The organism is Mangrovimonas spongiae, from assembly GCF_003944795.1.
Lineage (GTDB): Bacteria > Bacteroidota > Bacteroidia > Flavobacteriales > Flavobacteriaceae > Mangrovimonas > Mangrovimonas spongiae.
In genome coordinates this window covers 362106-381727 of the sequence record NZ_RWBG01000001.1, presented here as the reverse complement: position 1 = coordinate 381727, position 19622 = coordinate 362106, and the positions used below count along the sequence as shown (strand labels likewise).

The 19622-nt window shown below is 34.8% G+C and carries 20 protein-coding genes; 8 read left to right on the top strand and 12 right to left on the bottom strand.

Features of this window, described 5'->3' with window-relative positions:
- Nucleotides 1-65: 65 nt before the first annotated feature.
- Nucleotides 66-1619: an L-piperidine-6-carboxylate dehydrogenase gene (gene amaB, locus EJA19_RS01790; RefSeq protein ID WP_125466626.1), complete on the bottom strand. Its 1554-nt coding sequence runs from the start codon at nucleotides 1617-1619 to the stop codon at nucleotides 66-68.
- A 130-nt stretch (nucleotides 1620-1749) separates the two neighbouring features.
- Here amaB and EJA19_RS01785 point away from each other — a divergent pair, with 130 nt between their 5' ends.
- Nucleotides 1750-2055: an antibiotic biosynthesis monooxygenase family protein gene (locus EJA19_RS01785; RefSeq protein WP_125466625.1), complete on the top strand. Its 306-nt coding sequence runs from the start codon at nucleotides 1750-1752 to the stop codon at nucleotides 2053-2055.
- Nucleotides 2056-2125: 70 nt separating this feature from the next.
- Entirely contained in the window at nucleotides 2126-3037 is a 912-nt protein-coding gene (locus EJA19_RS01780) for an AEC family transporter (protein ID WP_125466624.1), read from the top strand.
- 3 nt (nucleotides 3038-3040) lie between these two features.
- Here EJA19_RS01780 and EJA19_RS01775 read toward each other — a convergent pair whose 3' ends face one another.
- Complete coding sequence (locus tag EJA19_RS01775) at nucleotides 3041-3580, bottom strand: YciI family protein (RefSeq protein ID WP_125466623.1); 540 nt, start codon at nucleotides 3578-3580, stop codon at nucleotides 3041-3043.
- Between the two features lie 7 nt (nucleotides 3581-3587).
- A complete protein-coding gene (locus EJA19_RS01770; RefSeq protein WP_125466622.1) occupies nucleotides 3588-4061 on the bottom strand; it encodes a CYTH domain-containing protein in 474 nt (157 codons plus the stop codon).
- A gap of 45 nt (nucleotides 4062-4106) precedes the next feature.
- On the opposite strand from EJA19_RS01770, the gene dinB reads away from it, so the two are divergent.
- On the top strand, nucleotides 4107-5210 hold the full coding sequence (gene dinB / locus EJA19_RS01765; protein WP_125466621.1) for a DNA polymerase IV: 1104 nt from the start codon (nucleotides 4107-4109) through the stop codon (nucleotides 5208-5210).
- 28 nt (nucleotides 5211-5238) lie between these two features.
- On the opposite strand, the gene EJA19_RS01760 is transcribed toward dinB, so the two are convergent.
- Nucleotides 5239-6723 carry a helix-turn-helix domain-containing protein gene (locus EJA19_RS01760; RefSeq protein WP_125466620.1) on the bottom strand — a complete coding sequence of 495 codons (1485 nt, stop codon included), beginning with the start codon at nucleotides 6721-6723 and terminating at the stop codon, nucleotides 5239-5241.
- A gap of 124 nt (nucleotides 6724-6847) precedes the next feature.
- Here EJA19_RS01760 and aceB point away from each other — a divergent pair, with 124 nt between their 5' ends.
- Together aceB and EJA19_RS01750 are read left to right on the top strand one after the other, a co-directional pair.
- Nucleotides 6848-8446, top strand: coding sequence for a malate synthase A (aceB, locus tag EJA19_RS01755; RefSeq protein WP_125466619.1), 1599 nt, complete (start codon nucleotides 6848-6850; stop codon nucleotides 8444-8446).
- 74 nt (nucleotides 8447-8520) lie between these two features.
- Nucleotides 8521-10155, top strand: coding sequence for an isocitrate lyase (locus EJA19_RS01750; RefSeq protein WP_125466618.1), 1635 nt, complete (start codon nucleotides 8521-8523; stop codon nucleotides 10153-10155).
- Nucleotides 10156-10235: 80 nt separating this feature from the next.
- On the opposite strand, the gene pyk is transcribed toward EJA19_RS01750, so the two are convergent.
- The 5 genes from pyk to EJA19_RS01725 all read right to left on the bottom strand — a co-directional run bounded on the left by pyk (nucleotide 10236) and on the right by EJA19_RS01725 (nucleotide 14546).
- Nucleotides 10236-11678 carry a pyruvate kinase gene (pyk, locus tag EJA19_RS01745; RefSeq protein ID WP_125466617.1) on the bottom strand — a complete coding sequence of 481 codons (1443 nt, stop codon included), beginning with the start codon at nucleotides 11676-11678 and terminating at the stop codon, nucleotides 10236-10238.
- The gene (locus tag EJA19_RS01740) at nucleotides 11678-12172 is read right to left on the bottom strand and encodes an IPExxxVDY family protein (protein WP_125466616.1); all 495 of its coding nucleotides are present in this window, start codon (nucleotides 12170-12172) and stop codon (nucleotides 11678-11680) included. Before EJA19_RS01740 ends, pyk begins: the two co-directional genes overlap by 1 nt.
- A 126-nt stretch (nucleotides 12173-12298) precedes the next feature.
- Nucleotides 12299-13039: a ribonuclease III gene (gene rnc / locus EJA19_RS01735; protein ID WP_125466615.1), complete on the bottom strand. Its 741-nt coding sequence runs from the start codon at nucleotides 13037-13039 to the stop codon at nucleotides 12299-12301.
- A gap of 7 nt (nucleotides 13040-13046) precedes the next feature.
- Nucleotides 13047-14297 (bottom strand): beta-ketoacyl-ACP synthase II, encoded by a 1251-nt coding sequence (gene fabF, locus EJA19_RS01730; protein WP_125466614.1) that lies wholly within the window; start codon nucleotides 14295-14297, stop codon nucleotides 13047-13049.
- A gap of 15 nt (nucleotides 14298-14312) precedes the next feature.
- The gene (locus EJA19_RS01725) at nucleotides 14313-14546 is read right to left on the bottom strand and encodes an acyl carrier protein (RefSeq protein WP_008269813.1); all 234 of its coding nucleotides are present in this window, start codon (nucleotides 14544-14546) and stop codon (nucleotides 14313-14315) included.
- Between the two features lie 181 nt (nucleotides 14547-14727).
- On the opposite strand from EJA19_RS01725, the gene purN reads away from it, so the two are divergent.
- Together purN and EJA19_RS01715 are read left to right on the top strand one after the other, a co-directional pair.
- A complete protein-coding gene (gene purN, locus EJA19_RS01720; protein ID WP_125466613.1) occupies nucleotides 14728-15294 on the top strand; it encodes a phosphoribosylglycinamide formyltransferase in 567 nt (188 codons plus the stop codon).
- Entirely contained in the window at nucleotides 15287-15928 is a 642-nt protein-coding gene (locus EJA19_RS01715) for a ribonuclease H1 domain-containing protein (protein ID WP_125466612.1), read from the top strand. The genes purN and EJA19_RS01715 overlap by 8 nt, the downstream gene beginning before the upstream one ends.
- A 44-nt stretch (nucleotides 15929-15972) precedes the next feature.
- On the opposite strand, the gene ygiD is transcribed toward EJA19_RS01715, so the two are convergent.
- From ygiD to EJA19_RS01700, 3 genes are all read right to left on the bottom strand, one after another.
- A complete protein-coding gene (gene ygiD / locus EJA19_RS01710; protein ID WP_125466611.1) occupies nucleotides 15973-16797 on the bottom strand; it encodes a 4,5-DOPA-extradiol-dioxygenase in 825 nt (274 codons plus the stop codon).
- An 87-nt stretch (nucleotides 16798-16884) separates the two neighbouring features.
- On the bottom strand, nucleotides 16885-17466 hold the full coding sequence (locus tag EJA19_RS01705; protein ID WP_125466610.1) for an ester cyclase: 582 nt from the start codon (nucleotides 17464-17466) through the stop codon (nucleotides 16885-16887).
- 86 nt (nucleotides 17467-17552) lie between these two features.
- Entirely contained in the window at nucleotides 17553-18386 is an 834-nt protein-coding gene (locus EJA19_RS01700; RefSeq protein WP_125466609.1) for a helix-turn-helix transcriptional regulator, read from the bottom strand.
- A gap of 301 nt (nucleotides 18387-18687) precedes the next feature.
- Here EJA19_RS01700 and EJA19_RS01695 point away from each other — a divergent pair, with 301 nt between their 5' ends.
- Entirely contained in the window at nucleotides 18688-19614 is a 927-nt protein-coding gene (locus tag EJA19_RS01695) for a PfkB family carbohydrate kinase (protein ID WP_125466608.1), read from the top strand.
- Nucleotides 19615-19622: the final 8 nt, after the last annotated feature.

The following is a 19622-nucleotide window of genomic DNA, read 5'->3' as shown; positions in this document are numbered from 1 at the left end:
AGAATATAAAAAAGGCTCATTTCAAAAAAGAAATGAGCCTTTTGTTTTAATGATTTCTTATGATATTATAAATCAAATTTAATCCCTTGTGCTAAAGGCAATTCGGTTGTATAATTAATGGTATTTGTTTGACGACGCATGTATACTTTCCAAGCATCGCTTCCAGATTCACGACCACCACCTGTTTCTTTTTCACCTCCAAAAGCGCCTCCTATTTCGGCTCCCGAAGTTCCAATATTTACATTGGCAATACCACAATCCGATCCTTCTACAGATAGGAAACGTTCAGCTTCACGTAAATTATTGGTCATAATTGCTGAAGATAATCCTTGGCGAACACCGTTTTGTAAGTCTAATGCATTAGATACATCGCCTTTGTACTTCATGATATAAAGTATTGGTGCAAAAGTTTCGTGTTGTACAATTTCAAAATGGTTTTCGGCTTCTGCTATAGCTGGTTTTACATAGCATCCACTTTCATAACCTTCACCTTCTAAAACACCACCTTCAACTAATATGTTACCACCTTCTTCTACAACTTTAGTTAAAGCATTTTGATAATTTTTAACGGAGTCCTTATCGATTAACGGTCCTACGTGATTATTTTCATCTAACGGATTTCCTATTTTAATTTGCTTGTAGGCATCTACTATGGCGTTTTTAACTTTATCATATACATCTTCATGAATAATTAAACGACGGGTTGACGTACAACGTTGCCCACAAGTTCCTACAGCTCCAAAAACAGCCCCAATTACGGTATTTTTTATATTGGCATCTGGCGTTACAATAATAGCATTGTTACCACCTAATTCTAACAATGTTTTTCCTAAACGACCAGCAACTTCTTTGGCTACAATTTTACCCATTCGCGTTGATCCTGTTGCCGAAATTAACGGAATACGCTCGTCTTTAGTCATCATTTCACCAACGGTATAATCTCCTGTAATTAAACATGAAATACCTTCTGGCACACCGTTTTCTGAAAATACACGAGCTGCAATATTTTGACAAGCTACTGATGTTAAAGGGGTTTTTTCTGATCCTTTCCAAATACAAGCATCACCACAAACCCAAGCTAAAGCTGTATTCCAACTCCAAACAGCTACTGGAAAATTAAATGCCGAAATAATACCTACAACACCTAACGGATGGTATTGCTCGTACATGCGATGTCCTGGGCGTTCGGAATGCATGGTTAATCCATGTAGTTGGCGTGATAAACCTACAGCAAAATCACAGATATCTATCATTTCTTGAACCTCTCCTAAACCTTCTTGGTAAGATTTTCCCATTTCGTAAGACACCAATTTCCCTAGTGGTTCTTTAAGACGACGTAACTCGTCGTTAAATTTTCTTACAATTTCGCCACGTTGTGGTGCTGGCATAGTTCGCCATGTTTTAAATCCTTCGGTAGCGGTAGTAATTACTTTTTCGTAATCTTCTTTTGTAGTCGATTTTACTTTCCCTATAAGTTGTCCATCTACTGGAGAATAGCTTTCAATAATTTCTCCACTTGAAAAATTATTGGCTCCTGTTGATGTACCATTATTAATATCGTTAACGCCTAGTGCTTTCAAGGCTTCAGTAATCCCAAAATCTGTAGCAACTGCTTGCATATTTTTCTCTTTTTTATATTTATTTATGTGAATTTTTGCGAATATACTAATAATAAGTCGCTTAATTAAACAATCTCTGGGGTTAAAATTTGTTAACTTTATGTTTAGTTAATTAAGAATAAAAAATTAAATGACAACACCTCGCCAACCTTATTATGCTGTGATTTTTACTTCAAAACAATCTAAAAACACAACAGGCTATGCTAACATGGCTAAAAAAATGGAAATACTAGCTAAACAACAAGATGGTTTTTTAGGTATGGAAAGTGTACGAAGTAATATTGGCATTACCGTAAGTTATTGGGCATCTCTTAATGCTATAAAACAGTGGAAACAACACAGCGAACATGTTTTAGCACAACAAAGAGGACGCGCAGTCTGGTATGATTGGTATCGTGTTAAAATTTGTAAAGTAGAACGAGAATATGAGTTTTAATGCGTATTTCTTTTTTAATTAATATGCTAGTTCAACTTTTAGGGTATATCTTTACAGCCATATTTCTACTATGGCTAATATTATTTTACTTTTTACATGTCTCTTTTTAGGCTTCTTTTTTAAAAAAAGTAATCTCTTTCCTAAAGAAACACCTGTAGTTTTAAATAAGTTTGTCATCTACATTTCCTTGCCAGCCATGGCATTACACTATTTACCTAAAATTGAATTATCTCCTAAACTATTGTATCCTATTGGGGCTGCTTGGATAGGTTTTTTTATTGCCTTTGGTTTGTTTGCCTCCTTAGGCAAATGGCTAGGATGGTCTAAAAAACTTACAGGTTGTTTAATACTAACTAGCGGTTTGGGAAACACTTCATTTATAGGCATTCCTGTTATTGAAGCGCTTTATGGTAAAGAAGGTTTAGAGACTCTTGTTCTTGTAGATTTACCAGGCTCTTTTATTATGTTATCTACACTAGGAATTGTTGTTGCTACAACCTACTCTAGAGGGAAAACGAACCTAAAACAAATAGGGCGACAAATAATTAGCTTTCCACCTTTTATAGCTTTCATTATTGGCATTTTACTTATTTTGTTAAATCAAACACTTCCTGAAACTATAGATGGTGTTTTTGAAAAATTATCATATACCATTTCCCCACTTGCTTTGGTTTCTGTTGGGTATCAAATTAATTTAGAAAAACGCAGCAAACACTGGAATTTTCTAATATTAGGATTAACATACCAATTAATATTGTGGCCTTTAATTATATTGGTGCTTTACAAAGTTATTTTAAATCAATCTGGAACAGCCATAAATGTTTGTATTATGGAAGCTGGAATGGCTCCTATGATAACAGCTTCTATTGTAGCAAGTGCTTATGGTCTTAAACCTAAATTAAGTAATATGATGGTTAGTATAGGTATTCCCATTTCGTTTATAACTTTAGCGTTTTGGTATTGGGTATTAACAGTCGTTTAAAAATCACCTTAAAGGGAACCCTTTCCCTGCCCACCAAGGGTGTACTTCTATGACTAAACGCCCGGATTTTACCATAGGGTCTAAATTAGCTAAACTATCGGCCATTTTAAGTGTTGGCACATTATAAATAGTAATTCCTCGAATGTTGCCATCGTCACCAAAAGGCCCTGAAATATCAGCATAACCCTCTTCGTACATACGTCGTAAATGCGCCAAATGCGCTTCTTGCAACTTAGCCGCTTCTTCTTCATTTTGTGTACGTATAGGGCCACTTTTTAAAAACACCATAAAATACTGCTGCATTAAAATGGTATCGCCTGTTTTTTCATTTACATAATCAAAAGTTTGATACCCAGATTCCTCTAACTCCTGTTTAATTTTTGCTATAGATTTTTTCGAAACTTCTTCTTTAAATAGAGTATCTGAAGAAATTTCTATAGCTTCTGAGTCTTTGGCACCCTCTTTTAATGTGGTGCTTTTTTCATTATTATTACAGGCCGTAAAAAATAATGTTAAGGCAAAAATGGTTAAAAACTGTTTCATAGTGCTATCATTTATTCCACGTGTTATATGGACGTTTACTTAATTGCGAATTATAATATTGTGATTGCCCCGTGACTTCGTCTCCCAACCAAAGCGGTTTTTTAAAAACCTCGGTAACATGATTTAGTTCTACCTCGGCAATAATTAAACCTGCATTCTCTCCAGAAAACACATCTATTTCAAACGTATGATTTCCTACAAGAACTTCATATCTTGTTTTATCAATCATGCCTTTTTCGCAAAGTTTTAAAAGATTCTCGGCTTCGGTTTTACTAACTTGGGTTTCCCATTCAAAACGGCTTGTTCCATCGCTAGTCGATTTTCCTTTTACTGTTAAAAACCCTTGCTCGCCTTTCAACCTTACTCTTACTGTTCGTTCTGGATGTGTATTTAAAAACCCTTGTTTTATTTTAGTTTGTGATGTCGCTTCGGCTTTAAACGCATTAGAAATCACTAAAAACTTACGTTCTATTTCAATCATTAAAAAATCAATTATTAAAAGGCATTTAATGCCTAAATTTACGGTATGTTAAGCGATTTACCAATTAGAAAAATTATTCATGTAGATATGGATGCCTTTTATGCTTCTGTAGAGCAAATGGATAATCCAGACTTAAAAGGAAAACCCATTGCTGTAGGCGGAAGCAGTAAGCGTGGTGTGGTAAGCGCTGCAAGTTACGAAGCTAGAACATTTGGTGTACGAAGCGCTATGAGTGGTGTAAAAGCTAGACGCTTATGTGAAGATTTAATTTTTGTTAAACCAAGGTTTGACAGATACCAAGAGATTTCAAAAAAAATTCGCAAGATTTTTTACGACTATACCGATAAAGTAGAGCCTTTATCGCTTGACGAAGCTTATTTGGATGTTACCAAAAATAAAAAGGGCAACCCAAGTGCTACATTAATCGCCAAGGAAATTAGAGAGCGCATTTTTAAAGAGGTTGGCTTAACGGCTTCAGCAGGTATATCTATTAATAAATTTATAGCCAAAGTAGCTAGTGATTACAACAAACCTAATGGACAAAAAACTGTAAATCCTGAAGATGTTTTACCTTTTCTGGAAGCTTTAGATATTAGAAAATTTTATGGTGTTGGTAAAGTAACCGCCGAAAAAATGTATCAACTAGGCATTTTTACAGGAAAGGATTTAAAAAACAAATCTGTAGAATATTTAGATAACCATTTTGGTAAATCTGGACGTTATTACTATCATGTGGTTCGCGGTATTCATACAAGTGAAGTAAGCCCTAATCGCATAAGAAAATCGCTAGCTGCCGAACGCACGTTTCGTGAAAACTTGTCTTCAGAAATATTTATGCTAGAAAAACTTGAACATATTGCCAAAGAGGTTTCTAAACGATTAACCAAAAGTAAAGTCGCCGGTAAAACAGTAACCCTAAAAATAAAATATAGCGATTTCACCCTACAAACTCGTAGCAAAACCTTACCGTATTTTATTAGCGACAAAAGCATTATTTTAGAAACCGCAAAAGATTTGTTATATCAAGAAAAACTACAAAACTCTGTTAGACTTCTAGGAATATCACTTTCTAATCTTAATACAGAAAAAAAAGCAAAGCAGATTAAACCTAAAAAAGAAGTAAGTGTACAATTGCGATTTGCGTTTTAAGATTTTAAAACCTCTTTAAATAAAAAATTTACAATGCTTTTGAAAACACATTGTTTAACGTGCTAACAATATCTTCAATCTTTTTATTCTTCTCTATTTTATCTAAAACTATGGGCGGAGCTTCTCTTAGCTTACACTCTTTAATAGCACAACGTTCGCAAGTTACGCCTACATCTTGCGTTTTAATCGCTTTATCGTTTAAAAAATTTAGTTTTCGCTCTAATTGCTTATTAAGCAATAGACCGATGGTAATACTTCGGTATTGATTAGGCTTAAATGGATCTTGCGTTGCCGATGACAAAACCAAATAGGTCATATCATCGTTTACATAATTAGAAATCTGAATATCAAACTCATGTGTTTTTTTGCTTTTACTAATATCTTTTAAAACCTTTAAAGACGCCCAACGTCTACAATAATGCTCGTTAGTTTCATTGGCTCGTGGAGAATGTTGATGTGATAAATGAAGTTCTTTTTTTAAATAAAATTTATTGCTATTAGCCTTGTGTGTAAACCTTAAAAAGAATAAGTTTTTAATATTAAACGCTTTGGGTAACACATTGGTTAGCCTTTGGTAAAAAGACTCTGGAGAGGCATTAAAGCTTTCCATTGTTTTTAAAAACTGTGTTTTATCAAAAGTATCTTTTTCAAAAACATCTTGCAGTTTCAGCGTTAATTCTTCTTTTGGTAATACCAATGCACCTGCAAAATACGAGGCATAAAAGTTGTTAAGCACTTGATCGAAACTGTCAAATTTTATCCACGGAAATGTAAATAATCTATCTGTAATCTCTAAAAAATGGTAGGCTATTTCTTTGGCAAAAATAAAGGCACGTTGCGCTTCATCAACACCACTTGCCAATAACAAGGTTTGAGTTTTAGGCACAAAAACCGAGCGTAAATTATCTAAGGCTTCATGCTTACCTAGTTCCGTTTCGTTAATAGTATAACCGTATTCTTCAACAAGTATTTCCTCCAAATCTTTTGATAAAACGGGTTGTGTTAAATCAACCTGATATGATTTGGCGAATTTTAAAACCTTTTGCTCTAAATCGTCAAAATAATTATTATTTGCCTCTTGAAAAGAACGTACAGAAGCTAAGAAAAAACTTTCTCGACTAAAATTATAATGCTTAGCGATTTCTATAATTGTACTAATAAAAGCATTCACTTTAGCTGGTGCATTGGCTACAATATCTATCAGGTTACTTTCTTTTATTCCAAAAAGGTCGAAAGGAATTTCTTTTAAAATTTTAGACTGAAGTATTTCACCCACAGGTGCTAAATTCTTATCTAATTTTAAAGACACTAATTGGTCGTAAGGTACATCTAACCTGTCCGATAAGATGGCTATTTTATCTGGCTTAGGATATTTCTTTCCTTTTTCTATTTCATTTAAATACGATTTTGATAATCCTGTAAGTTTAGACAAGCCAAACAACGATAAATTTTTATCGGTTCTAATTTGTTTAAGCTTAAGCCCAAATATGAGTTTTATATAGTCTTGTTCCATAGTTAAAAACAAAAATAAACAATTTTGCGAAACAAAAACAAAAAGCGAAAATACATTTTTAGCGAACGTTCGCTTGTTTTTTTAAAATCTTTATCATAATATTGTCTTGTAAAATTTAAATGTCATGGAAAAAACACTTGTAAAACAACCTAAACTTAAGTTTAGTGCTAACGTTAAAAACACCTACCCTGGCCTATTAACTGATGCTGCTGTAGATTTTATTCTAACACTTCACGAAAAGTTTAACAACACACGTTTAGAGCTTCTTGAAAATCGCAAAACCCAACAAGAATATTTTGATTCTGGCGCATTTCCTTCCTTTCCAAAAGGAACGAAGAACATACGGGAACAAAACTGGACGGCAGGAACAATTCCTAAAGACCTTCAAGACAGAAGAGTTGAAATTACAGGTCCTGTGGACAGAAAAATGATAATCAATGCTTTAAATTCTGGCGCCAAAACCTTTATGGCCGATTTAGAGGACAGTAATTCTCCAACTTGGGATAATTGCATGCAAGGACAACAAAATTTAATTGATGCGAACCAAAAAACCATTAGCTTAACAGATGCTTCACGTGATAAAACGTATTCATTAAAACGAGAAACAGCTGTACTTTTAGTAAGACCACGTGGATTACATTTAAACGAAAAACACTTGCTATGTGATGATAAAGAACTTTCTGGAAGCTTAGTAGATTTTGGTCTTTATGTATTTCATAATACTAAAACTATGCTAAAAAATGGCACAGCACCATATTTCTACTTACCTAAATTAGAGCACTATTTAGAAGCTCGTTGGTGGAATGATGTTTTTACTTTTTCAGAAAATTATTTAAATATTCCACAAGGCACTTTTAAAGCTACAGTGCTTATCGAGACTATAACAGCAAGCTTTCAATTAGACGAAATTATCTACGAGCTTAAAGAACATATTGTAGGCTTAAATTGCGGCCGATGGGATTATATTTTTTCATACATAAAGAAGTTTAGAAATCACCAAAATTTTATCGTTCCAAATAGAGACCAAGTAACCATGACATCGCCATTTATGGATGCCTATTCAAAATTGGTGATTCAAAAATGCCATAAACGTGGCATATTAGCGATTGGTGGTATGGCAGCGCAAATCCCTATTAAAAATAACGAAAATGCCAATGCCCAAGCTTTAGAAAAAGTACGAAAAGATAAAGAACGGGAAGTTAAAAATGGACATGATGGTACATGGGTTGCACATCCTGCTTTGGTGAAAATTGCCATAGATGAATTTAACAAACACATGCCAACAGCAAATCAAATACACATAAAAAAAGAAGACCTAATAATTACCGAAGCCAATTTAGTAGAACAACCTAAAGGCACCATTACAGAGGCTGGAATTAGAAAAAATATTAACGTAGGTATTCTTTACTTAGAAGCGTGGTTACGTGGTTTTGGCGCTGTAGCATTATATAATTTAATGGAAGATGCCGCAACTGCCGAAATTTCTAGAACACAAGTATGGCAATGGTTAAAAAACGAGGTAAAACTTGAAGACGGTAGGATTTTTACAAAGAACCTTTACCAAACATTATTGGATGATGAAGTTGAAAAAATTATAACAGAAGTTAGCAATAGCAACATCAAAAACACCAAATTTAAATTAGCTATAGACCTATTTAACAATCTCGTTACTGCAGAAGAGTTTGAAGAATTTCTCACCACTCCTGCTTACAAACATATCTAAAAAAAGCAATCCTGCGATTGCGGCAACAATCGGCAGGATCTCATTATTAATTAAAAATAACGTATTACAAAATTATGAAAAATTTAGCACAAAGCAATTACCAATCTGCATTACAAACAGTAAAAACTCTTAAAGAAAAGCACGGCAAAACCTGGAATACTATTAACCCAGAAAACGCCGCCAGAATGGCCACTCAAAACCGTTTTAAAACAGGGCTTGACATTGCAAAATACACCGCCGCTATCATGAGAAAAGATATGGCCGAATACGATACCAACCCTTCAAAATATACTCAATCCCTTGGTTGTTGGCATGGTTTTGTAGCACAGCAAAAAATGATTGCCGTCAAAAAACACCATAAAACGACTAATAAAAAATACCTTTATTTATCTGGGTGGATGGTTGCCGCGTTACGTTCGGAATTTGGCCCATTACCAGATCAATCTATGCACGAAAAAACAGCAGTTCCTGCTTTAATTAAAGAAATATATGACTTCTTACGCCAAGCTGATGCCATTGAGCTAAACGATTTATTTAGACGATTAGACAACGGCGAGGATGTTCAAAAAGACATTGATAATTTTGAAACACATATAGTCCCAATTATTGCTGATATTGATGCAGGTTTTGGCAACGAAGAAGCCACCTATTTACTTGCCAAACAAATGATTCAAGCAGGTGCTTGTGCTATTCAAATTGAAAACCAAGTCTCAGATGCTAAACAATGCGGCCATCAAGATGGCAAAGTAACTGTGCCGCATGAAGATTTTATAGCCAAACTAAACGCCATTAGGTATGCTTTTTTAGAGCTAGGAATAGATGACGGTATTATCGTTGCCAGAACAGATTCGGAAGGTGCAGGGTTAACCCAAAAATTACCCGTAAGTCAAACTCCTGGCGACTTAGCGTCACAATATCTGGCGTTTGTAGAGGCTGAAGAAATTACTATAAAAGACGCAAAAGAAAATGATGTGCTTCTTAAACGAGAGGGTAAATTGGCTCGCCCTATTCGATTAGAAAATGGGCTTTATAAATTTAAAGAAGGGTCTAATATAGATCGTGTGGTGTTAGACTGTATTACAAGCCTGCAACATGGCGCCGATTTACTTTGGATTGAAACCCCAACACCAGATATTAAACAAATAGCTCACATGGTAAATCGAGTTAAAGCGGTTGTGCCAAAGGCCAAGTTAGTCTATAACAACTCACCATCATTTAACTGGACATTAAACTTTAGAAATCAAGCTTATGATGAAATGTTGGCCGAAGGAGAAAACATGACAGCTTATGATCGTAATGATTTAATGAACCCGAAGTACGATAACTCGGAATTAAGTTTTCGTGCTGACCAAAAAATCAAATCCTTCCAAAAGGATGCGGCACGTGAAGCAGGAATTTTTCATCACCTAATTACACTCCCAACTTATCACACTACGGCGCTTGATATGAACAACCTTACAGAGACCTATTTTGGTGAAGACGGCATGCTTGCCTACGTAAAAGGTGTGCAAAGGCAGGAGATTAGAAAAGGCGTGTCTTGTGTAAAACACCAAAGAATGGCTGGCTCGGATCTTGGTGATGACCACAAAACGTTTTTTGCTGGTGAAAAGGCTTTAAAAGCAGGTGGCGAAAAAAATACATCAAATCAATTTGAAACATCTAATTCAACCCTAGAAAAAGTAAATAAATCGCTAGGTGTCGTCGCTTGATAAGCATACATACTAAAAAAACAAAATGCGTTAGATTTAAAGCCTCTAACGCATTTTGTTTTTAGTGTGTGTTATTTTCTTTAAAAACTACAGCTTGTAATCTCTGTTACTCGTAATGTGTTTACCATACCTTTTTCCTGGATTGGCATAGCGGCTAAACTAATAATCATATCGCCTACCTCTACAAAACTCTCTTTACAAGCAATTTTGTTTACATCTTCAATAGTTTCATCGGTACTTACATACTTATCGTAATAAAAAGCCCGAACGCCCCAAAGTAAATTTAGCTGTGTAAGAATGCGTTTATTAGACGTGAATACTAAAATATGTGCTTTTGGTCGCCAAGCTGAAATTTGAAAGGCTGTATACCCACTATTAGTTAACGTTGAAATTACTTTAGCATCAATTTCGTTAGCCATATTGGCAGCGTGATAACAAACCGATTTTGTAATATAACGCTTGGTACGAATATGTGGTGGCGATTGTGGTACTTGTATTAAATGAGAGTCTTCAACACTTTTAATAATATTAGACATTTGGCGAATTACCTGAACAGGGAATTGCCCTACCGATGTTTCTCCAGAAAGCATCACGGCATCGGCACCATCCATAACTGAGTTTGCTACATCGTTAACCTCAGCGCGGGTTGGTGTTAAACTAGAAATCATAGTCTCCATCATTTGCGTAGCAATAATAACAGGAATTCTAGCTTTTTTGGCGCGTAATACTAATTGCTTTTGCACTAAAGGCACTTCTTGTGCTGGGATTTCAACACCTAAATCGCCTCTTGCTACCATTAAACCATCGCAATAAGCCACAATTTTATCTATATTCTCAACAGCCTCTGGTTTTTCTATCTTTGCTATAATAGGAATTTTGTGTTCGCTATGTTCACTTATTAAAGCTTCTAGCTCCATAAGATCTTCTGCATGACGTACAAAAGAAAGTGCCATCCAATCTACATCTTGACTAATAGCAAAAATGGCATCTTCAATATCTTTTTCGGTTAATGCTGGCTGTGATATGTTGGTGTTAGGCAAATTAACACCTTTTTTAGAACGCAAAGGACCACCTTGAATTACACGCGCTTTAACTTCCGACTTTTTATCTGTAGAAACTACTTCAAAAATTAACTTACCATCATCTAAAAGAATTTTTTCGCCAGGTTTTGCATCTTGCGGAAAATTATCGTAAGTCATGTAAACACGCTCTTTGGTACCTTCAAAACGTTTTCCTGTAGCAAAAATAATCTCGTCTCCTTCGTTAACAATCACCTCGCCTTTCATAATACCTACACGAAGTTTAGGGCCTTGCAAATCGGCAAGTATAGCTGCATTATATCCATACTCGTCGTTAAGCTCTCTTATCATTTTTATACGTTCCTTAACGGCATCGTAATCGGCATGCGAAAAGTTAATTCGAAACACATTAGCTCCTTCATCCAACATTTGCTTTAAAGTCTCTTTGCTACTTGTTGCTGGTCCTAATGTGGCTACTATTTTTGTTTTCTTTTGTTCTGGCATTAATAAAAGATTAAATTGTTTTTTGATTTAAGTTGACTAGCATCTATGCTATAAGCTGTTATAACATGATGTATATCTTGTATTTGATTTATAAAATGCTGACCCACCATGGTATTGGCTTGGCCGTCTTCAATTTTTAACAAATAGTTTACTTTTTTATACTCTGGCAATAAATATGTTGTTTTAAAATACGTTTTATTACCACTAAATAAACTCTGTTCGTCTTCCATTTCTTGATTTCCCGGTATTAGCTCTAGCTTACAAGTATTTGCAACAAGGTGCCAAGTGACTTGTTTTTTATCGTCGTACCATTGGAAAATGGGAAATATTGAAGCATCTCCAAATTCAAGATCGTGTTTTTGTCTTTTAAGTTTTAGGTTTAAAGCTTGGTTAAGCAAATACGCTAACCGGTAATCTTCTATAGAGGTGTGAATACCAACTAAACGATAGTCGATTTCATCAAACACATCCAGATGTAGTTTACGTATACCCATAACTTAATGTTAGTCAAATATACTATATATAAGTGTTAAAAAAGTTATGTTTTCTTTAATCTTAGGTGATTTTATCAACGAAAACGTTATAGTTTAAGCGCTATAACACGATGTTTATCAAAAAGATTAAAAGGTTTTAGAAATTTGATTTTGGAAGACAAAAAAAGCACGCTTTGATGCTTTTTCTTCGGCTTTCTTTTTTGAAGTTGCGCGTGCCTTGGAAACAACTTTATCGTCGATAGATAATTTAACTGAAAAATGTTTTATATCGTCATTTCCAGTATCTTCATAAACGTTATAATCGAACGTTTTCTTTTCTTTTTGGCACCATTCTATAAGTAAGCTCTTATAACTAATAACTTTCCCTTCTAGTTTTTCTATATCAACATAAGGGATAATAACTTTTTTATAAATAAATTTTTCGCAGTATTTATACCCACGATCTAAGAAAATAGCACCTACTAAGGCTTCAAATAAATTACCATGAATATTATCGCCAAATTGGCCTTTAGGAATTTTGCTTTCCACCAACGAAATAAGCTTTAGGTCTTTACCTAGTTCGTTTAAATGCTCGCGACTAACAACTTTTGAACGCATTTTGGTTAAATAACCTTCATCGCCACTTGGGACTTCAAGATACAAATGAGAAGCTATAACAGATCCCAACATGGCGTCGCCCAAAAACTCTAATCGCTCATAATTAACGGCGTTTCCATTATCGTCCTTAATATTCATAGAACGATGTGTAAAAGCGGTTCTATAATAGTGTAACGCTTTAGGCTTAAATCCTAAAATATGACGAACTGCAACAAAAAAATTCCCGTCAGAATCTGAACGGGAATTAAATATGTTTTTAATGTAACTCATTTAGGAATTAATCCATTTTTTTAAATAACACACAAGCGTTATGACCACCAAAGCCAAATGTGTTACTCATAGCAACTTTAACGTCTCTCTTCTGAGCTTTGTTAAGTGTTAGATTTAATGTTGGATCAATATTTTCATCAACCGTACTATGATTTATAGTTGGCGGCACAACACCATGCTCCATAGCTAAAATGGAAGCAATAGCTTCTATTGCACCTGCTGCACCTAATAAGTGCCCGGTCATAGATTTTGTTGAGTTAATATTGATGTCTTTAGCATGATTCCCAAAAACTTCTTTAATAGCCTTTAATTCGGCAACATCACCTAAAGGTGTTGAAGTTCCATGTGTATTAATGTGGTCTACATCTTCGGGTTTCAAGCCAGCATTTTCTAAACAATTTTTCATTACAGCTATAACGCCTATACCGTCTGGGTGAGGTGCTGTCATATGATGTGCATCGGAAGATAAACCTCCTCCAACAACTTCAGCATAAATTTTAGCGCCTCTTGCTTTAGCGTGCTCATAATCTTCAAGAATAATAGCGCCTGCACCTTCTCCTAAGACAAAGCCATCTCTTGTGGCATCAAAAGGTCTTGAAGCGGTTTCAGGACTGTCGTTTCTTGTAGATAGCGCATGCATAGCATTAAAACCACCCATTCCTGCAATGGTTACAGCAGCTTCACTACCACCAGTAACTATAACATCGCAATGCCCTAAACGGATATAGTTTAGTGCATCGATCATGGCGTTAGCCGATGAGGCACATGCAGATACGGTTGTGTAATTAGGTCCCATAAAGCCATTTTTAATGGATATGTTTCCTGGTGCAATATCTGCAATCATTTTAGGGATAAAAAATGGATTGAATCTTGGTGTTCCATCGCCTTCGGCAAAATTAATTACCTCGTTTTGGAAGGTTTCCAAGCCACCAATTCCTGCTCCCCAAATAACACCCACTCGTAATTTATCTACAACGTCAAGGTTTAATTTAGCATCTGCAATAGCTTCGTCTGAAGCAACCATAGCATACTGCGTAAACCTATCCATTTTACGAGCTTCTTTTCTATCTAGATAGTCGGTAGCGTTAAAGTCTTTTAATTCGCAAGCGAATTTAGTTTTGAACTTTTCAGCATCAAAATATGTTATAGGGGCAGCACCACTTTTCCCATTAAGTAAGCCTTCCCAATATTCATCTTTGGTTTTGCCTATAGGTGTAAGTGCTCCTAAACCAGTAACTACAACTCGCCTTAATTCCATAAATTACGTAATGAATTACTTTGCTTCTTCTATGTATGAGATAGCTTGACCAACTGTTGCAATGTTCTCAGCTTGATCATCTGGGATTTGAATATCGAATTCTTTTTCGAATTCCATAATTAATTCTACAGTGTCTAATGAGTCTGCTCCTAAATCGTTAGTGAAGCTTGCTTCAGTTACAACTTCGTTCTCATCTACACCTAATTTGTCTACGATAATCGCTTTTACTCTTGATGCAATGTCTGACATAATTTTTAATTTTAAGTTTAAATTTAGGACGCAAAAATATAAAACTTTATTTTAATACACACCTTTGACCTAAAAATGTGATTGTAATTTACTAAAATTACTTTGAAGTATTTCAATTTTGCGTCTTAATTGTTAATAATAATTCTTTTTTTTGTCAACAACAATAGCACTATACCTATAAATGAAACGAATTGTAATTTTTGCGTCCGGTAGCGGCTCTAATGCTGAAAATTTAATCAGGTTTTTTCAAAATCGAGATGATGCTACTGTTGTTCAAGTTCTCACTAACAATCCTCATGCCAAAGTACTAGACAGGTGTAAAAACTTAAAAACTAGCGCTTTATCATTCAATCGTACAGCTTTCACAGCTACAAATGATGTTTTAAACCTTCTTAAGGCTACAAAACCCGATTTAATTGTTCTTGCTGGGTTTTTATGGAAATTTCCACAACATATCTTAAACGAATTCCCTAATAAGGTTGTAAATATTCATCCTGCTTTATTACCCAAATATGGTGGAAAAGGTATGTACGGCATGCATGTTCATGAAGCTGTTGTTGCTAATAAAGAAACAGAAACTGGGATTACAATTCATTATGTAAACGAAAATTACGACGAAGGCGCTATTATTTTTCAGGCCAAATGTAATGTTGAAGCATTAGACACAGCTGAAGATGTTGTAGCAAAAATACATACATTGGAAATGGAACATTTTCCTAAAGTTGTTGAAAGATTACTAAATGAGTAAGAAAAAGAAAAAATATTACACGGTTTGGAAAGGCCATAACACTGGTGTTTTTGAATCGTGGGAAGACTGCAAAGCGCAAATAAAAGATTTTAAAGGTGCTATTTACAAGTCTTTCTCTTCTTTTGAAGCGGCTAAAAAAGCCTACAAAGGCAACTATAAAGATTATGTAGGTAAATCGAAACGTTTTAAAAGTGACCTTTCAGAAGAACAACTCAAAAAAATAGGACAACCTAATTATAATTCTATTGCTGTTGATGCTGCATCTTCTGGAAATCCAGGAAAAATGGAATATCGTGGTGTAGACACCAAAACCAAAAAGCAGCTTTTTATTCAAGGTCCTTTTGAAGAAGGCACCAACAATATTGGCGAGTTTTTAGCTATTGTTCACGGCTTGGCTTTCTTAAAACAACACAAGAGTAACCGAATTATTTATACCGACTCCAAAACAGCTTTAAGTTGGGTTCGTAAAAAAAACTGTAACACCAAATTAGAACGGAACGAGAAAAACAAACCTGTTTTTGAACTTGTTGATCGCGCCATAAAATGGCTAAAAGAAAACAGCTATACAACAACCATTGTAAAATGGGAAACTAAAGCTTGGGGAGAAATTCCTGCCGATTTTGGTAGAAAATAAATCTTCCCATAATACTATAATTTCCCTATTTTAAATTTTTGACTCTACCCAATCTTTAAAGAGGTCATTGTTAAGGATCCCGCAACAGGCTTGTCGTTAAATAGGGTTATTTTTTCATTGTCTTCTTTTAAAGCTAAGCTGTAAAGCAATGGCAAATAATGTTCTGGTGTAGGAATTGCCAAATCGAAAGCTTTTCCTTGCGATTTAAAATCAATTAAAGGCTGAAAATCACCACTTAAAATATGGCTTTTCATAGTTTCGTTGGCTTCAGTTGCCCAATCAAAAGCAAATTCTTCATTTAGTTTGTTCCATGCTACCCTTCTTAGGTTATGCACCATATTTCCACTACCAATAATTAATACGCCTTTTTGACGAAGACTGTTTATTTGTTTTGCTAATTCATAATGATAACGTGCTGGTTTGGTATAATCAATACTCATTTGTACAACTGGAATGTTAGCGTTTGGATAAAGGTGCTTTATAACACTCCACGCACCGTGATCAAGCCCCCATTTGTCGTCCAAACCAACCTCTGTTTGGGTAATTAGGTTTTTTGTTTGTTTGGCCAACTCTGGGCTTCCTGGCGCTGGATACTGCACATCGAACAGCGCTTGTGGGAAACCTCCAAAATCGTGAATAGTTTTAGGGTTTTGCATAGCTGTTACAAACGTTCCTCTAGTTTCCCAATGAGCAGAAACACATAAAATAGCATTGGGTTTTGGTATTTCTTTACCTATTCTTCTAAATCCTGCAACAAATTCGTTTTCTTCAATGGCGTTCATTGGGCTTCCGTGACCTAAGAATAATACAGGCATTTGGCCCGTATTACTCATGTTTGAGGTCATTTTATCTAAATCTCTTAAATTCATAGTTGTACCTATTAGTGGCACTAGGGCCAATGATTTTATAAAGTTTTTTCGATTCACAGAGCAATGTTTTCAAGGTTTACTTTTATTTTATTGAGCTAGTCCAATTTGTTTCATAAAATCTTGGTTGTCGTAAAATAAATACTCCTCTGTCATTTTGCCATCTTTCCAATGGGCTATGGTTGCCATTCTTAATTTGAATTTTTTACCTGTAGGAGCAATTGTTTTCCCTTCACCAATTGGCATTGGCTCTGTAAAAGTTCCTTTTAACTCTCCTATAACAGCTGTCCAATCGCCATTTCCAAACTTTACAGGATGATTTTCTATACGAGTATCAGGTGCAAATACAAACATAGGTTTTAAATCGTTAATATGTGCTGGATATAACCCTTTGCTAATGCTTCCATCTGCATTATAAACAACAATATCGTTAGCATGACTATGACTAAATTTATCCCATTTTTGATTTGTATAAAATTCGTAGTCTAGCGTATCAAAAACCATTAAGCGTTGTTGAGTTTTTGTTTCGGCATCTTTATAACTTTGTAATTCGGCTTCTAAAGTTTCTATTTTAGATTGCAATTCTGCGCTATTGTTTGTACAGTTAGTTAAAAACACTGTAAAACCTACAACAGCTAATACTTTACTTAATGTTTTAAAATTTGTTTTCATTTTGAATAGTGTTTAATATTGACATTGCAAAGATGCGTACAAATGATGCTTTATTTTTTACACTTTTCGGAAGTCTTAGGGTAATTTTAGGAAATAAGCGTGTTTTGCATCTCTTCGCGGAAGTCTCCTGGCGATTGCCCAGACTTCTTTTTAAATACTTTAGAGAAATAAGACCCCTCGTTGTACCCTAACTCATAGGCTATTTCGGCAACTGTTTTGTTGGTAGAAATTAACAGGTTTTTGGCTTCGATTAATTTTCGAGTTTCTATAATTTCTGAAACGCTTTGCTCTAGGATATTTTGGCAAATTATGTTTAGGTTTCTCGAGGACATAAATAGTTTTTCTGCGTAAAATTCTACTCCTACAGGCCTATGATAATTTTCTTCTAGAATGCTTAAAAAATTGCCGAACGAAATGTGTTGTGTTTTTTGGGTGGTTTCATCTGTTGGAAGCATTTTTTTTCTTTCGGACTCAATCATTGTTAAAAGTACACTTAATAGCTGTCGGATTATAGCATAGTCAGGTTGTTCTTGCTGTGTTTCATCAAACATCATTTTGCAAATGGTAATCAGCCGTTGAAAACAATTGTCTTTTTTTAATTTTATATTGGCTTGGTTATGATACAGCGCATACAATTGAAATGTAGTTTCTGGTATAAATTCGCTTTTAAACCGAATACCCCAAATTTCACAGTTACCATTTATAGGTTTTGGCAGTACTCTATGCATTTTCCCTTTGGTTATAAAGCTCACAAAAGGTGCTTGAATTTTCGAAGATTCAAAGTCTATAAAATGCTCTAATTCACCTTGAATTCCTATAAGAAGCTCTTCAAAATTATGATTATGGGGTTTGTTTGGCAATTCCGAAATTCGTTTTGCTTCTGTTGCATCTACTTTAAATATATGAAAGAGCTTATTCATATTCGTCAAATTTATATGTCATGCAAGGGTTTGGCTTATACAACTAATTTAATTAAAAAACTCTTGATGCAGAGAAAATTATTATGGCTTTTTCTATAACTCATTGAATGAGTAAATTATAATTGACAATACGGGTTGTTTTATTCTATTACACCGAGTCACTTTTCTTTTTTTAATACTTTAATAACATCTATAAGTCCGCCATTAAATCGCTTACAAGAAGTAAATACACCACAAACAATTATTATCCTGCTCTTCTTTAAAAAACCACTATATTTGCAAAAAATTCATAACACCATAAATGAGCAAATTAGTTATTGTAGGTACAGTAGCCTTCGACGCTATTGAAACACCATTTGGCAAAACCGATAAAATTTTAGGAGGAGCAGCTACTTTTATAGGCCTCGCAGCCTCTCAATTTGATATTGACAGCGTAGCAGTATCTGTAGTAGGCGGCGATTTTCCACAAGATTACCTAGACCTACTTCAAAATAAAAGCATCGATATTTCTGGAGTTGAAATCGTTAAAGAAGGAAAAACATTCTTTTGGAGCGGTCGTTACCATAACGACATGAACACTAGAGACACGCTAGCCACAGAGCTTAACACACTGGCCGATTTTAATCCTGTAGTCCCTGAAAACTACAAAAATGCCGACTATGTTATGCTAGGAAATCTACATCCACTGGTACAATTAAGTGTATTAGAACAAATGGAAAACAAGCCAAAATTAGTCGTATTGGATACTATGAATTTTTGGATGGATAATGCTTTAGAAGACTTACACAAAGTCATTAACAAAGTTGATGTTATTACCATTAACGATGAAGAAGCAAGACAACTAACAGGCGAATACTCTTTAGTGGTTGCTGCAAGAAAAATTCACGACATGGGACCTAAATATGTGGTGATTAAAAAAGGCGAACACGGGGCGTTATTATTTCATAACGACAATGTTTTCTATGCACCCGCTTTACCATTAGAAGAAGTTTTCGATCCAACAGGAGCTGGCGATACCTTTGCTGGAGGTTTTATTGGTTTTTTAGCAAAAACCGATAATATCACTTTCGAAAACATGAAAAAAGCCGTAATTTATGGATCAACACTAGCATCATTCTGTGTTGAAAAATTTGGCACAGAGCGCATGCAAAACCTAGAAAAAAACTTGATAAATAAACGCTTACAAGAATTTAAACAACTAACACAATTCGATATCGAATTAGCATAAATAGGCGC

What these genes read in the sequence shown, in the direction of transcription:
- amaB (WP_125466626.1), bottom strand. Translation starts at nt 1,619, where the DNA reads ATGCAAGCAGTTGCTACAGATTTTGGGATTACTGAAGCCTTGAAAGCA.
- EJA19_RS01785 (WP_125466625.1), top strand. Translation starts at nt 1,750, where the DNA reads ATGACAACACCTCGCCAACCTTATTATGCTGTGATTTTTACTTCAAAA.
- EJA19_RS01780 (WP_125466624.1), top strand. Translation starts at nt 2,126, where the DNA reads ATGGCTAATATTATTTTACTTTTTACATGTCTCTTTTTAGGCTTCTTT.
- EJA19_RS01775 (WP_125466623.1), bottom strand. Translation starts at nt 3,580, where the DNA reads ATGAAACAGTTTTTAACCATTTTTGCCTTAACATTATTTTTTACGGCC.
- EJA19_RS01770 (WP_125466622.1), bottom strand. Translation starts at nt 4,061, where the DNA reads ATGATTGAAATAGAACGTAAGTTTTTAGTGATTTCTAATGCGTTTAAA.
- dinB (WP_125466621.1), top strand. Translation starts at nt 4,107, where the DNA reads ATGTTAAGCGATTTACCAATTAGAAAAATTATTCATGTAGATATGGAT.
- EJA19_RS01760 (WP_125466620.1), bottom strand. Translation starts at nt 6,723, where the DNA reads ATGGAACAAGACTATATAAAACTCATATTTGGGCTTAAGCTTAAACAA.
- aceB (WP_125466619.1), top strand. Translation starts at nt 6,848, where the DNA reads ATGGAAAAAACACTTGTAAAACAACCTAAACTTAAGTTTAGTGCTAAC.
- EJA19_RS01750 (WP_125466618.1), top strand. Translation starts at nt 8,521, where the DNA reads ATGAAAAATTTAGCACAAAGCAATTACCAATCTGCATTACAAACAGTA.
- pyk (WP_125466617.1), bottom strand. Translation starts at nt 11,678, where the DNA reads ATGCCAGAACAAAAGAAAACAAAAATAGTAGCCACATTAGGACCAGCA.
- EJA19_RS01740 (WP_125466616.1), bottom strand. Translation starts at nt 12,172, where the DNA reads ATGGGTATACGTAAACTACATCTGGATGTGTTTGATGAAATCGACTAT.
- rnc (WP_125466615.1), bottom strand. Translation starts at nt 13,039, where the DNA reads ATGAGTTACATTAAAAACATATTTAATTCCCGTTCAGATTCTGACGGG.
- fabF (WP_125466614.1), bottom strand. Translation starts at nt 14,297, where the DNA reads ATGGAATTAAGGCGAGTTGTAGTTACTGGTTTAGGAGCACTTACACCT.
- EJA19_RS01725 (WP_008269813.1), bottom strand. Translation starts at nt 14,546, where the DNA reads ATGTCAGACATTGCATCAAGAGTAAAAGCGATTATCGTAGACAAATTA.
- purN (WP_125466613.1), top strand. Translation starts at nt 14,728, where the DNA reads ATGAAACGAATTGTAATTTTTGCGTCCGGTAGCGGCTCTAATGCTGAA.
- EJA19_RS01715 (WP_125466612.1), top strand. Translation starts at nt 15,287, where the DNA reads ATGAGTAAGAAAAAGAAAAAATATTACACGGTTTGGAAAGGCCATAAC.
- ygiD (WP_125466611.1), bottom strand. Translation starts at nt 16,797, where the DNA reads ATGAATTTAAGAGATTTAGATAAAATGACCTCAAACATGAGTAATACG.
- EJA19_RS01705 (WP_125466610.1), bottom strand. Translation starts at nt 17,466, where the DNA reads ATGAAAACAAATTTTAAAACATTAAGTAAAGTATTAGCTGTTGTAGGT.
- EJA19_RS01700 (WP_125466609.1), bottom strand. Translation starts at nt 18,386, where the DNA reads ATGAATAAGCTCTTTCATATATTTAAAGTAGATGCAACAGAAGCAAAA.
- EJA19_RS01695 (WP_125466608.1), top strand. Translation starts at nt 18,688, where the DNA reads ATGAGCAAATTAGTTATTGTAGGTACAGTAGCCTTCGACGCTATTGAA.